Raw genomic sequence first — 12,015 nt, 5'->3', positions numbered from 1 at the left:
GATGACCTTCAAACAAGGCAACGGATCGGCGCCGCGGGTCGGTGTGGTCCTGGTCCAGCACGATCGGAGCCGGTACCCCCACACCCTGCCGCGGCTGTTCGCGGCGCTCTCCGGGCTTACCGCCGATCCGTTTTATGTCGTCGTTGACAACGCCATGTCCGGCGACTGGGAGCATCAGGTTTCGGGCTCGCTGGTTCACATCGGGGGCGACAATTCCGCCTGGGAGTTCTCGGCCTTCGACCGTGGTATCGACTGGCTCTCTCGTCGCGACGAGCCGCCCGAGGTCTATATCCTGTCCACCGACGCTTTGCCGGCCTATGGTGACACCGTACTCCAGCTCATCAACGACCGTATTCTCAACGTCTGCCGCCGCCGGCAGGCTTGTATCGGCTGGGTCGATAGCTTCATGCAGACCTGTCGCATCCTCGACTACTGCTATGAGGCCTGGCTCAGGACCAGTCTGCTCTTCCTTCCGGCAGAACGGATCGCCAATCTGCGGCCGGTCGCCTTTCCGATCGAAGACGAGCTCTTCTTCAGCAACGATCCGGGGCAGCCGTTTCTCTCCGATGCTCCGTTGAGCGAAAACCTGCAGCACCTCCTGCGCGAGTGGCTTACCACGAACCCTGCGGACGCGAAGGTGCTGGCACAAGGTTGGCACTCGCAGTTCCGGCTCGACCCATCCACGTTGGCTTTGTTTCGGGGCAAGAGCAAAGCGATTCTGCGTGAGCATCTGCTCTCGGCGCGATTGGTTGCCCTCGGCGCCCCATGCTTCGACTTTCGGGCGATCGAACGTGCCTCGGAGCTCGACCTGCTGGATGAGGCGCTCGGCGACACCGCCTGGCAGTGGCTCGGTTGGACCCGAGCGGCGAGCGTCGCGGTGAAAGCGCAGGGGAACAGCCGGAGCGGCTGGTCGGCCGCGATCAGCCATCTTGGAGCTGCGGTAAGTTCCCTCGCGCCTCGTCGCGGAAGCGGGCCGACCCTGGTGTTGCCGATGCTCGAAGATGAAGCCGCGATACGCCAGGAACTCGAGTTTTTCGAGAAGAACGTGCTGCCACTGGTGCTTCAGCGCTTCGGCGACGTTCGAATCGAGGTCGACGACGGGCGCAAATCAATTTCCGCCCCGGCGGTTGCCTGCCTCCTCCCCAGGAAAGTCTCCCCGGTGTCCTCGGCGATCGCCCGCGCCGCGGCGCAGGGCGCACCTCCGATCGGTTGCTGGAGCAAGGAGGTCGGCCGCGAGCCGGCCGATGGCCTCCACTTTTTGAAAGCCGATCGGTCGTCGGAGTATGCCGCCGCCTGCTGTCGGTTGATCGAAGAGCCGGAGCTTCGCGCCAAGCTCGCCTACGAGGCCCACCGCCTAACCGCCGAGAGCTGAACCGAGGCCCGTAGAAGAGGCGTAGCGGCGTTCTACCGTTCTACCTTGGCGGCGCGATAGGCGATACGTCCGTGCTTGATCACGGTCTTCACCGGGTTCACTCCGTAGTGGTAGGCCATGTGGAGCAGGTTGGGGGCATCCAGCAGCACCAGATCGGCTCGTTTGCCGGCCTCGATGGAGCCGATCTCTCCTCCCAGGCCGAGGCAGGCGGCGGCGTTCAAGGTGGCGGCGGTGAGGCTCTCTTCGATGGATAGGCCCAATTCGAAGACAGCGAGGACGAAAACCATCGGCAGGGACTCGGTGTAGGAGGAGCCGGGGTTGCAGTCCGTCGCCAGGGCCACCGGTACTCCGGCTTCGATCAGGCGGCGGGCTGGGGCGTAGTGGTGCTTCATCAGGAAGAAGCTGGTGCCGGGAAGGAGCACCGCCGTCACGCCGGAGCCGGCGAGGGCGGCGATGCCGGCGTCGGAGATGGCGATGAGGTGGTCGGCGGACAGTGCGCCCAACTCCGCCGCCAGCTCGGCACCGCCGGAATCGACGAACTCGTCCGCGTGCAGGCGAGGCTTCAACCCGTGGACTGCGCCGGCGGTGAGGACCCGGCGGGATTCTTCGGCGGAGAAGACGCCTCGCTCACAAAACACGTCGCAGAAGCGCGCCAGGCCCGCTTCGGCGGTGGCCGGCACGATCTCTTCGCACACCAGGTCGACGAAGGCATCCCGCCGGTCGCGATATTCGAGAGGTACCTCGTGCGCGGCGAGGAGGGTGGGCACCAGATCCACCGGGTGAGCCTCGGTCGCTTGCTGGATGGCCCGGAGTTGTTTGAGCTCGTCGTCCAGGTTGAGGCCGTAGCCGCTCTTGGCCTCGGCGGTCGTGGTGCCGTGGATGAGCATGTGGTCGAGGCGTCGGAGAACTTTCTCAGACAGCTCGCCTTCACTCGCTTCGCGGGTGGCGTGGACGGTCGCCAGGATGCCGCCGCCGGTTGCGGCGATCTCCTGGTAGGTGGCGCCGGCGAGTCGTCGGGCAAATTCGTCCTCGCGGTTGCCGGCCCACGGTAGGTGCGTGTGGGGATCCACGAAACCCGGTACCAGGGTGCCGCCTTCGCCGTCGAGGCGTGGCGTCTCGACCAGGTCGCCGTGCTGCCGCTGGCGCTCTTCGGGGGTTCCGACGAAGGCAATCCGCCCGTTGCGAACGAGGACTTCGTGGCCGGCGAGGCGGTGAACGGCCGCTTGGTGCGCGCCGCTTCGCGGGCCGTTGCCCACTGGGGTGGCGACTTCCGACAGATTGTGGATCAGTAGGTCGGTCATGGAGTCTCCGGGGGGTGCCAGTCGAGGCCGACATGGGCTCGGCCGAGGCGTCGTACCTGGTCATCGAACCAGCTCTCGATCTCCTCGCGCTGCAGGGTGTTCCCAGAATCGGGATGCGCCATCTCCGGAAAGGGCTGTCGCCGGGCAGTGGAGCGGTCGGCCAGGCCCTTCAGGGCCTGCAGCGGAAAGTCTCGCACATGGGGGAACTTCTGATTGGAGCAGGCGAGCAAATCGTCCAGGGGTATCCGCCGGCAGATCAAGAACAGGTCGAGGAAGTCGCGCCAGGAGCCGCGGCTGATGATGGCGCCGACTTTCATCAGGCCGAGGTCCATCAGGCTCGATACGGCCAGGCCGGCGTGGTGGTCGTGGGATTCGATCTGGGGGTAAGGGTAGTAGAAGAACTTGAGGCCGCAGTGCCCAGTTTCCTCGCTCCCAAAGCCGGTGCGGGTGGAGAGATAGCCATCGCGAGCCGTCTCCACTCGGAGTTTTGGATCGAAGCGCAAGAGATCCTCCATGAGATCTCGGCGATGCTGGCTGGCGAGGGTGTTGCCGGTGCTCATCAGATCGAGATCGCGTACCGGCCGATGGCACAGATGGAGGGCGAGGGCGGCAGAGCCGGCGAGGTAAAAGTCGTCGCTCCAGGGGCGCTCCGCGAGGGCGGCGAGGAGTTCTCGGCTGGCGGGGGTGAGGTGCACCGGTGAGCTAGCGGTCGAGGGGCCAGACTTCAGAGTGGGTTGCCACCGGTTCCATATCGAGCAAGAGCTGCCAGAAAGCCCGACTGCGCCGGCTCAGCTCGCTTTTCGGATGATCCGCGGCCGCTCGCAAGGCGGCCTCGTCCACCTGGGAAGCTAGCCACCGCAGGTCGTCGCCGTCACCTTCTTCGAGCAGGCGACCGGCGATGAAGGGGGACGAGGGGTCCAGCCGCTCGGCGTTGTAGCCGAAAAACCATCGGCGGGTCTGTGAGGGTAAGGGGCAGGAAGCGGGGGTCAAGCTTCTTTTTTCTTCAGCGGCAGGGTGCGCACCACGGCCGTCTCGCGATCCTCTTCCATGTCCGCTTCGAGGATGCGCTGGAACAGGTCGATGGTGTTCTTGAGCTTGAGCTGGAGTTCCCGTCGGGCCACCCGCAGGCCGTCGACCTTGCTCTCGATGCGGGTGGACTGCTCGATGGCCTGGCGCACTACCTTGTCGGCGGCGATCTCCGATTCCTTGACCATCAACTTGGCCTCGCGCTTGGCCGCGTCGGTGATCTCGTCGGACACCTTCTGGGCCCGCAGCAAGGTTTCCTGGAGCTGATGCTCGCGCTGACCGGCGTCTTCCAGGCGCTGGCGGTAGTAGCGGTTTTCGCGCCCGAGGCGGTCGATCTCAGCGAGTTGCTTGGCCAGCTCTTCGGCCACGATCTCCAGGAAGTCGTTGACCTCCTGGGGGTCGAAACCGCGCAGCTTCTGCGAGAAACGGGTCTTCTGGATTTCGAGCGGAGTCAGTGCCATTGGGTCTCCCAGCGGGGGATAAGCGCCGATTCTACCACCACTTAGCAGGGCGCTGAAAACTCCTCATCCCCTTGCAGTCCCCGACAGAAGAAAGCTAGCAGGGTAGCTGAAACCGTAGGTCGAAGGCCTGGTTCAGCACCCTGTTAGCTCTTTCGAGGGCCGAACAAGGCAGTACCTACTCGAATGTGGGTGGCACCCTCTTCGACGGCGAGTTCGAAATCACCGCTCATGCCCATCGAGAGGTGGCGCAAGCGTCCGGCCCATTCGGGACGGCGATCGAGGTCATCGCGCAGGCGGACGAGTTGCTGGAACCACTGCCGGGCGCGATCTTCGGACCCCTCCGGCGGCGGGATCGCCATCAGGCCACGGATGTCGAGATGTTCGAGGTCCGCCAGCGACCGGGCGGCCTCGGCCACGGCTGCCGGCGCAAAGCCGTGCTTGCTCTCCTCGTTCCCCAGGTTGATCTCCAGAAAGGCGATGGCCCGCCGATTCGCCTCGCTGAGATGACGGTCGAGGACGCGTCCGATCTTCACCCGGTCGACGGCGTGGAACACCTCGAAGAGCTGGGCCGCTCGCTTGGCCTTGTTGGACTGGAGGGGGCCGATCAGGTGCCATTCGAGAGCTTCGCCCGCCGCCGAAGGGGTCAGCAGATCGCGGTGCGCCTCGCCTTCCCCGACCTGGTTTTCGCCGAATACTCGCAGGCCGGCATCGCGCACCGCCCGCAGGCGTTCGGCGCTCTGTCGTTTGGAGGCACCGACCAGGGTGACCTGGTGAGGAGTTCGGCCGCTGCGTTCGCAGGCCTCGGCGATTCGCTGGTGAATCCGGCGCAGCCGGTCCGCAGCGGAGTCGGTGTCGACCCCCTCGGCGTCGACTCCATCGGTCCCGGCCCTTTCGATCCCGACCCCTTCGGCACCGACCATGGTGGTCAGACGGTGCCGTTCTCGTTCTGTTCCTCGAGGTAGAGGATGCGCTTGCAGCCATCGCATTGCACGATGGCCGAGTTGTTGCGGATGTCGACCACCGCCTGCGGCCGCACGCGGTAGTTGCAGACGGCGCAGTGCCACTCGCGGGGACCTTTGCCGCCGGGGCGCTCCATGATCCGCACCGCCGCCAGGGCGACGCCGGCGCTGCGGTCGCGGATGCGCTCGAAAAGGGAGGCGATGGGGCGCGGCACGGCCTTGCGGGCTTCGGTTTCTTCTGCTTCGAGGGCGGCAACGCGCTCGGCGACGCTCGGCTTCTCGGCCTCCCACTTGGCGAGCTCGCTGCTGTAGCGGTCGTCGAGTTCCTGGAAGCTGGCGCGCTTTTCCTCGGCTTCCTTGCGCGCCGCTTCGGCGCCTTCGAGGGCGGCGATGCCCTGCTCCTCTTCGCCCGCGATCTGGTTCTTGACGGCGTCGATCTCGGACAGCAGGGCGCCGTACTCGCGCTGGGTGGTGACGGCGTTGATCTGCTGTTGGTAGCGCTTGAGTTTTTCCTGCGCGTCCTCGATGGCGGCTTCAGCGGCGCGGCGCTGCTGGCCCGCTTCGTCGGCCTTGGCTTCCAGTTCTTCGATCTCGAGGCGGATGGCGGTGTGCTCGGCGTGCAGTTCGCTCATCCAATCGGGAATCTCGTTGAGCTGGCGGCGCGCCTCCTCGAGGGAAACCAGCGTGTGGTGAAGCGCAATGACGTTTTCGAGATCTCGGCTCATGCTCGTCTTTCTTCGCTTGCCTGCGGCATCGTGGCGGCGACTTTCAAATGCGGTCCCTCGACCTCCGCGCGACGTGGGTTCACCCGTTGCGGCCGACTGCCAGGTTTCTTGACAGCCGTGGGTCCACCTGGATTCGAACCAGGGACCTGCCGGTTATGAGCCGGACGCTCTAACCGCTGAGCTATGGACCCAAAATCCCCGACCTGGGGAAGGGCTGACTATACCATCGGAAAAACGGGAATTTCGGCCCGCGAAACGCTCTCTCCGGAGCTGTTCGGGGGTTGCCCCGGCGGCCTCCAGCTCTCGCCAACGGGCGGCCATGTGAGCCGCCTCGGGGGTCTCCTCCGGGCGGCCGTCGGAGATCGTTTCGACCCTCCCGGCCGGCAACCAAACCCGCGAGGTCTCCGCCACCGGCCCACTGCCGATGAAGGCCGGGGTGGTGGCGAAGGCATCCGGTGGGAAGGAAACCCGTCGCACCAGTTGGCGGTCGTCCTCGACCCACGAGAACAGGTTTTCGCCGGTCTCCGTGCGGTACAGCTCCGACAAGGCTCCCGCCGGTGCCGGGCGGAAGAGCGATGGCGCGATGGCGGGCGGTACCTCACCGCCGGCCGCTTCGACCAGAGTGGCCCACAAGCGGGCTGCCGCCACCGGCTGATTTTCCGGTACGGCGAGCGGCCGGTTCCAGCCCTGCGGAAAGCGGATCCACAGGGGCACTTCGATGGCTCCGCGGGCGAGGGATTGGCCGTGGCCGGCGCGGCCTTCCTCGCCCAGTTCGTCGCCGTACAGGGACGTCGCCACCACCAGCGTCTCTTCGCCCAGGCCACTGCGGTCGAGGGCGGAGATCAAGCGCTCGAAGAGGGTGTCCGCGTAGGCGGCGTTGAGGCGATAGAGGGCGCTGAGTCGTTCGCCGGCGGCGGGCGAGTCGAAGCGGTAGTCCTGGAGATCTGCGGTGGTCAGCCGCTCCGGCAGGTCGGGAGGGAGCGGTCGGTCGAGCTTCTGTTCCAGCCAGGGTCGATGGACGTAGGGGCTGCGGGGCGCGTCGAGGTCGATCCACAGGAAGGTCGGTCCTCGCTCTAGGCTTTCGAGATGGCCGGCGGCCCGGCGCGCCCGGCCGGTGGCGGCGAAGGTTTCGAATCCTTGCGCCAGGCCGAATTTCGAACGGAACCAACGGCCGCCGGAGTAGCCGCCGGTGGTGAAGCCGAGGGCCCGAAAGGCTTCGGCGAGGGTGCGGTATTCGGACCCCAGGCCGGCGCGGTCGTAGTGCAGCACGCCGTGGGACCAGGGCTGGAGTCCCGTCGCCAGGGTGGCGAGGCTCGGCCCGCTGCGGGTCGAAGCGGCGATCGCCGTGCCTCGCCAGGTCGCGGATTCGGCAAAGCTCTGGAGACTTGGCGTTGCCGGTCCCAGGGCATCGGCCCGCAAGCCGCTGAAGGTAACGAGGAGGACCGGGCCGCGGTGCACACTCGGCGCCGGCGGCTCGGCGCCGGTGCCCGGCTCCGGGTTGCCGCACCCGAGGAGCGCAACACCGAACCACAGGATCGCGAGCGCTCCGCCGCGGCCCGTCAGGTGTGCTCTTCGAATCAAGAAACCCGCCGTCGATAGCTGTCCGACAGCAGCAGAATGCGCTTGACGTAGTTGCGCGACTCTTCGATCTTCAAGCCCTCCACGAAGACGTCCAACTCGCCATCCGGGGACTGTCGCCACAGGCGTTTGATGCGGTACGGACCGCCGTTGTAACCGGCGAGGGCGAGTTCGACGTTGCCGTCGAACATCGCCAGCACTTCGCGGAAGTAGGCGGTGCCGAGCTGCACGTTGAATGCCGGGTCGGCCAAGCGGGAGCGCGACCAGCGCAGGCCGAGGCGGCCGGCGACCTCGCGGCCCGTCGCCGGCATGAGTTGCATCAGGCCACGGGCGCCGGCCCAGCTTTGAGCCTGGAGGTCGAAGGCGCTCTCCTGGCGGATCATGCCGAGGACCAAGTGCAGGGGCAGGCCCTGGTCGCGGGCGTGGCGTCGGATCAGGTCCTCGTACTGGACCGGGTAGTACAGCTCCAGAGCGCGCTCCGGCACCCCTGCCTGCTCGGCGCTGCCGAGGGCCGGGAACGCCTGCCGGATGCGACGAATGCTCTCGACCCGCTTTCCCTGGCGGGCGAAGACGGCGGATTGGTGCGCCTTGTAGGTGCTTTCGGGAATTGCGTCGCCGTGGGCCTCGATGACCGCGTCCATCTCGGTCATCGCCAGGTGGTCGAGGCCGAGATCGCTCAGCAGGAGGGCGCGATCCAGCCGCGGATGGCTCGGCCAGGGCCGCGCCGCGGCCGGGCCGGGGTTTTCCGCCGGCAGGTCGAGCCGAGTCAAGGCGAAGCGGCGGTAGAAGTCCGTCGTGTCGGCGGCGGCGATGGCGTGGAACACCTGGTCCGCCCGCTCCTTTTCGCCCAACCGCTCGAAGGCGCGGCCGGACCAGTAGGTGCCGGCGCGGCGGTAGCGGCTCTCCGGGTAGAGGGTTCCCAGTTCCGCCCAGTAGCCGATCGCCCCGGAGGCGTTGCGCCGCTCGAATTCGCGCCACCCGAGTTGCCACAGGAACTTGGCGCCGAGGGTGTTGTCCGGGTCCAGGGTCCGCAGCCGCTGGAGTACGTCGAGGGCCTGTTCGAACTGCTCCGGCTCATCGAGCAGCCGGAACATCCGCGTGAGGGCCGTTGCCGCCAATTCCGGGCGGCGGGCGGCCCGGTCGAGGTAGACCAGCGCTTGTTTCCGCAGTGCCTTCCGTTCCGCCGTCGGCAAATTGGTGCGGCCCTTGCGCGCCGTCGCGGCGTCGAGGGCCGCTTCCGCCCGGGCCAGGTTGAGGCGCCCTTCGACGACCGGGTCGGCGGTCTCCTGCGACGCCAGCACCTGGAGCGCCCGGGCGCCTCGTCGGTCGGCGGTCAGGGCGCGGGCGGCCAGCAGGCTCCAATCCGCTCCGCGCTCCCCATCGGGCAGGCTGTTGAGGGTGGTCCAGGCGGCTCCCGGCAGGTCGACCTCGATCAGCCGCACCGCTCGCCGCGTGAGGTCCGACGGTTCAAGGAGTAGTTCCCAGGCGATCTCGCCGGACGGCTGACGCAGCGCCTCTGCCAGTTCGAGATCCTGGGCGACCAGCGGCTCCTCGGTCAGCAGATAGCGGCGCGCGGAACGCAGCAAGTCGAGATTCTGTTGTGCGGTTCCGAGTTCCCAGGCGATCCGTTCCAGCTCACCGCGCAGCGCCGCCGGCAGGTCGGCCCGGCGGCCGCGCTCGATGCGCTCGGCGGCGGTGAGGGGATCGTCCCGCAGGTGGGCCAGTTCGGTGGATCGCAGCAGGGCGCGGGGGGCCAGATGAGAGGTTGGGAAGGCCGACAGCAGCGCTTCGAAGGCCTCTTCGGCGGCCGCGCCGTGTTCCGCCGCCGCGGCCGCATCGGCGAGCAGGTAGAGGCGCCAATCCTCCAGCTCGCTGCCGTTCCAGCCGGCGGCGAGGAGCTGCTCGGCGGCCTGAATGTCCTCGCAGGCGTGGGCGTGGAAACCGCGCGCCAGGCGGACGGCGGCTTGCGGAGCCTCCCCGGCGGCGGCCGCGGAGAGGGACTCCATGGCGGTGGAGCAGTCGCCGGCTCGCAGCGCCTCGGCGGCGTCGCCGAAAGGCGCCAGGTGGTCGCGCAGTGAGATTTTGGCGAGGACTCCCGGCGGCGGGGAATCGGTCGGGGCGGGCCGCAGCGCCGGGACGAACTCTTCTTGTGACGATCCCGACAAAAAAGAAGCGGTCAGGATCAGCGGGGCGAACAGGAGAAGGCGTCGAATGATGATCGGACTCACCCCAATTGAAGGTTGTGTGCGCTACATGCCGAGGGCGTTGGCGTCTCCGGCGCCCAGGATGCGCACGAGTTCTTGCTGAAAGTAGTCGGAAGAGTCGGCGATGGTCTGGCTCACCCGCTCCCGGTACATCTGGCGTGAGCGGTCGATATCGTCCTTGAGCCGGCGGTAGATATCGCCGTGACGCCGGCCTTCTTCCACTTGCTCTTCGTTGTATAGGCGGATCTCGCTGACCAACAGGCGGGCCAGGCGCCGGGCTTCTTCGTGCTCGGCATCGCCGGCGGCCTCGTTGGCAGAGGCGCTATCGAGGCTGGCGAAGGCCCAGCCGGGACCGTCGACATCCTGCGGCGGCACCACCTGAGCGCCGGAACTGAGAGTGGATTCCCTGGGATCTTCCGGCGGCGCCGCGGCGGCCGGTGGCGGATCTCCGAAGGTGCCGGCGAAGCGCGAGCGGTCGATCATCACCGTCTCCTGGCCCACCTCGCCGCCCGTCGGTGCCGGCTCAGCGACGGCTTCTTCGGTGGGTGCGTCCACTGCTTCCCCTTCGTCCGCCTGGGTGGCGGCCTGTTCGTGTTCCTCGCGCACCGCTTCGAGGTCGACGTTGCCCAGTTCGAGGGTCGAAGAGATGGGCGGCGGTTCGGCGGGAACCTCGTCCTCCTCGAACAGGTCTTCCGGCGAGGCCCCCTGGTCTTCGGCCTGCGCTTCTTCGATCTGCGCGCGACCGATCGACCCATCTCCGATCTGCGAGTGGCCGATCAGGGTCTGGTCCGCCACTTCCTGGGGCATGGACCAGAAGCTCGAATCGGCATCGGCCAGCTCCATTTCCTGGAGTTCCTCGAGGGCCGGTCCGGAATCGCCGGAGGCGTCTCCTTCCTCCGCCGCGCTTTCCTCCACCGCCGGCTCCGGTTCCTCCGGCTCGGGGGGCGCCGTCGGTGGCGGGGTGGGGATATCGGTGGTCTGGAACCCTGTTTCCTGAACGCTCGCGGCGGCGCTTTCCGAAGCGTCGGCGTCGATACTCTCGGGAGTCCCCGTCGCCGGTTCTTCGGTCGCCGGTTGTTCGGTGGCCGGTTCTTCGGTCGCCTGGGATTCTTCCTGGGCGGGCTGCGCCGGAGTCGTGGGCGCTGGAGGGGTGGCCGGCGCGGAACTGTCCCATAACGCCAGTGCCGGCTGTTCTTCCGGCGACTCGCCCTGCAGCCACAGGCTGGGGGTGGACGGACGGTCGCGGAAGGCCAGCGTCTCGATGCTCTGGGCGGCCAAGTACACCAGCGCCTGCAGGCCGGGGATGTCGAAGGAATCGTCGTCCGACGGACGATCGGCGTAGAGCGCCGCGGCGATGCGGTCGCGCAGAACCAGCGGGACGATGACCCCTTCCTGGGGCACCGGGGCTTCGAGGCGGCTGCACAGGGCGGCGCAGCGCGCGGATCCGAGGGCGATGGTGCCGCCGCTGTCGCGCAGCCGCGCCCATCCGTCGTCCGCATCGAACGGGATGGAAACGCCCCGCATGGTCTCGCCGGAGCCGTCGTCATCGGACCAACCGGCGCCGCTCCAGCCGGTCGCCTCCTCGCTCCGGGTGAGGAAGATTGCCCGCCGTGCGGCGAAGGCTCCGCTCTCCTCTAGCAACACCTGGAGGACCTCCGTCTGGCTCTGGCAGCGGTCGAATCGGCGCAAGGTGGCGAGAAAGGCCCGCTGGGCTTCGCTGCGCGATTCGCCTTTCACGGCTGCCGTCAGGGAGGCCGGATCGACCAGGCCTTCGGGGAGGGCTGGCGGCGCTTCTTCGAGGGACCGGAGGAGTTCTTCCTGGCCCTCGCGCAAGCGTTGCTTGAGGCCTTCCCGGTGCTCTTGGAGAGTCTTCTCGAACAGGTCTCGAATCTCTCCATCGAGCTGCGCAAATTTTTCGGTCAACGACATCTGAAAATCTCCCCGCGCGACGGATTCCATGAAATGCCCGAAAGGGCGTTTGATTATTGGGGACGGGCGATCATCGTGTCAAGCCGTTCGGGCGCCGAAACTACTCGATTCGTGAAGCGTTTACAGCTTGCCGACGAGCCGCTCCAAACAGGCCGCGGGGCGCGGAATCGGGTTGTCTGGGCAGCGCCCCTATGGTACCTTCCCGAGCGAATTCCCGAGCACGAGAGGAGGCGTTCAATGCAGCGTTCAATAGGTATCTGCGTAGTTTTGGTTCTGTTGTTGGCCGGTGTCGGCTGTGGTCCGAGCATCGAAGAGCAGGCTGCCGCGGCGCTCGACGCGCAGTGGGAGGAGCTTCAGCAGGCGAAGGCCTCGCTGGACGACAAGCGCGCCGAGCTCGCTGCCGCTCGCGAGGCGGCCGAGGCCGCGATGGAAGAGGCCGCGGAAGAGGTCGAGGGTGAGG

12 protein-coding genes and 1 tRNA gene are annotated in these 12,015 nt (G+C 67.3%); 4 read left to right on the top strand and 9 right to left on the bottom strand.

Annotated elements, in window-relative coordinates; translation table 11 throughout:
- Position 1: 1 nt before the first annotated feature.
- Positions 2–1,372: a hypothetical protein gene (locus tag AAF481_14090; protein ID MEM7482302.1), complete on the top strand. Its 1,371-nt coding sequence runs from the start codon at positions 2–4 to the stop codon at positions 1,370–1,372.
- A 32-nt stretch (positions 1,373–1,404) separates the two neighbouring features.
- On the opposite strand, the gene hutI is transcribed toward AAF481_14090, so the two are convergent.
- From hutI to AAF481_14055, 7 genes are all read right to left on the bottom strand, one after another.
- Positions 1,405–2,673 carry an imidazolonepropionase gene (gene hutI, locus AAF481_14085; GenBank protein ID MEM7482301.1) on the bottom strand — a complete coding sequence of 423 codons (1,269 nt, stop codon included), beginning with the start codon at positions 2,671–2,673 and terminating at the stop codon, positions 1,405–1,407.
- Positions 2,670–3,368, bottom strand: coding sequence for a nucleotidyl transferase AbiEii/AbiGii toxin family protein (locus AAF481_14080; protein MEM7482300.1), 699 nt, complete (start codon positions 3,366–3,368; stop codon positions 2,670–2,672). Before AAF481_14080 ends, hutI begins: the two co-directional genes overlap by 4 nt.
- Positions 3,369–3,375: 7 nt before the next feature.
- Entirely contained in the window at positions 3,376–3,663 is a 288-nt protein-coding gene (locus AAF481_14075; GenBank protein MEM7482299.1) for a hypothetical protein, read from the bottom strand.
- Positions 3,660–4,160: a DivIVA domain-containing protein gene (locus AAF481_14070; GenBank protein MEM7482298.1), complete on the bottom strand. Its 501-nt coding sequence runs from the start codon at positions 4,158–4,160 to the stop codon at positions 3,660–3,662. Before AAF481_14070 ends, AAF481_14075 begins: the two co-directional genes overlap by 4 nt.
- A 143-nt stretch (positions 4,161–4,303) precedes the next feature.
- On the bottom strand, positions 4,304–5,080 hold the full coding sequence (locus AAF481_14065; GenBank protein MEM7482297.1) for a YggS family pyridoxal phosphate-dependent enzyme: 777 nt from the start codon (positions 5,078–5,080) through the stop codon (positions 4,304–4,306).
- Between the two features lie 5 nt (positions 5,081–5,085).
- Positions 5,086–5,844, bottom strand: a complete 759-nt coding sequence (locus tag AAF481_14060; GenBank protein MEM7482296.1) for a hypothetical protein — start codon at positions 5,842–5,844, stop codon at positions 5,086–5,088.
- A gap of 118 nt (positions 5,845–5,962) precedes the next feature.
- Positions 5,963–6,035: transfer RNA gene (locus tag AAF481_14055), tRNA-Ile, on the bottom strand.
- Positions 6,036–6,324: 289 nt separating this feature from the next.
- Between AAF481_14055 and AAF481_14050 the strand changes: the two genes are divergently transcribed.
- Together AAF481_14050 and AAF481_14045 are read left to right on the top strand one after the other, a co-directional pair.
- Positions 6,325–6,921, top strand: coding sequence for a hypothetical protein (locus AAF481_14050; protein MEM7482295.1), 597 nt, complete (start codon positions 6,325–6,327; stop codon positions 6,919–6,921).
- A gap of 9 nt (positions 6,922–6,930) precedes the next feature.
- Positions 6,931–7,443 (top strand): hypothetical protein, encoded by a 513-nt coding sequence (locus AAF481_14045; protein ID MEM7482294.1) that lies wholly within the window; start codon positions 6,931–6,933, stop codon positions 7,441–7,443.
- Here the strand turns inward: AAF481_14045 and AAF481_14040 are convergent.
- Together AAF481_14040 and AAF481_14035 are read right to left on the bottom strand one after the other, a co-directional pair.
- Positions 7,422–9,650, bottom strand: a complete 2,229-nt coding sequence (locus AAF481_14040; protein MEM7482293.1) for a transglycosylase SLT domain-containing protein — start codon at positions 9,648–9,650, stop codon at positions 7,422–7,424. The genes AAF481_14045 and AAF481_14040 overlap by 22 nt on opposite strands.
- Before the next feature lie 21 nt (positions 9,651–9,671).
- Positions 9,672–11,555 (bottom strand): hypothetical protein, encoded by a 1,884-nt coding sequence (locus AAF481_14035; GenBank protein ID MEM7482292.1) that lies wholly within the window; start codon positions 11,553–11,555, stop codon positions 9,672–9,674.
- A gap of 237 nt (positions 11,556–11,792) precedes the next feature.
- Between AAF481_14035 and AAF481_14030 the strand changes: the two genes are divergently transcribed.
- A partial coding sequence (locus AAF481_14030; GenBank protein MEM7482291.1) for a hypothetical protein occupies positions 11,793–12,015 on the top strand: 223 nt, incomplete at its 3' end.

This window comes from Acidobacteriota bacterium, from assembly GCA_039030395.1.
Classification (GTDB): domain Bacteria; phylum Acidobacteriota; class Thermoanaerobaculia; order Multivoradales; family JBCCEF01; genus JBCCEF01.
Note: the sequence above shows the minus strand (reverse complement) of the source record. Positions and strands in the feature narration are given on the sequence as shown.

Bases quoted from the DNA above. Each gene is read 5' to 3' on its own strand.
- AAF481_14090 (MEM7482302.1), top strand. From the start codon at position 2: ATGACCTTCAAACAAGGCAACGGATCGGCGCCGCGGGTCGGTGTGGTC.
- hutI (MEM7482301.1), bottom strand. From the start codon at position 2,673: ATGACCGACCTACTGATCCACAATCTGTCGGAAGTCGCCACCCCAGTG.
- AAF481_14070 (MEM7482298.1), bottom strand. From the start codon at position 4,160: ATGGCACTGACTCCGCTCGAAATCCAGAAGACCCGTTTCTCGCAGAAG.
- AAF481_14065 (MEM7482297.1), bottom strand. From the start codon at position 5,080: ATGGTCGGTGCCGAAGGGGTCGGGATCGAAAGGGCCGGGACCGATGGA.
- AAF481_14060 (MEM7482296.1), bottom strand. From the start codon at position 5,844: ATGAGCCGAGATCTCGAAAACGTCATTGCGCTTCACCACACGCTGGTT.
- AAF481_14045 (MEM7482294.1), top strand. From the start codon at position 6,931: ATGGCCGGCGGCCCGGCGCGCCCGGCCGGTGGCGGCGAAGGTTTCGAA.
- AAF481_14035 (MEM7482292.1), bottom strand. From the start codon at position 11,555: ATGTCGTTGACCGAAAAATTTGCGCAGCTCGATGGAGAGATTCGAGAC.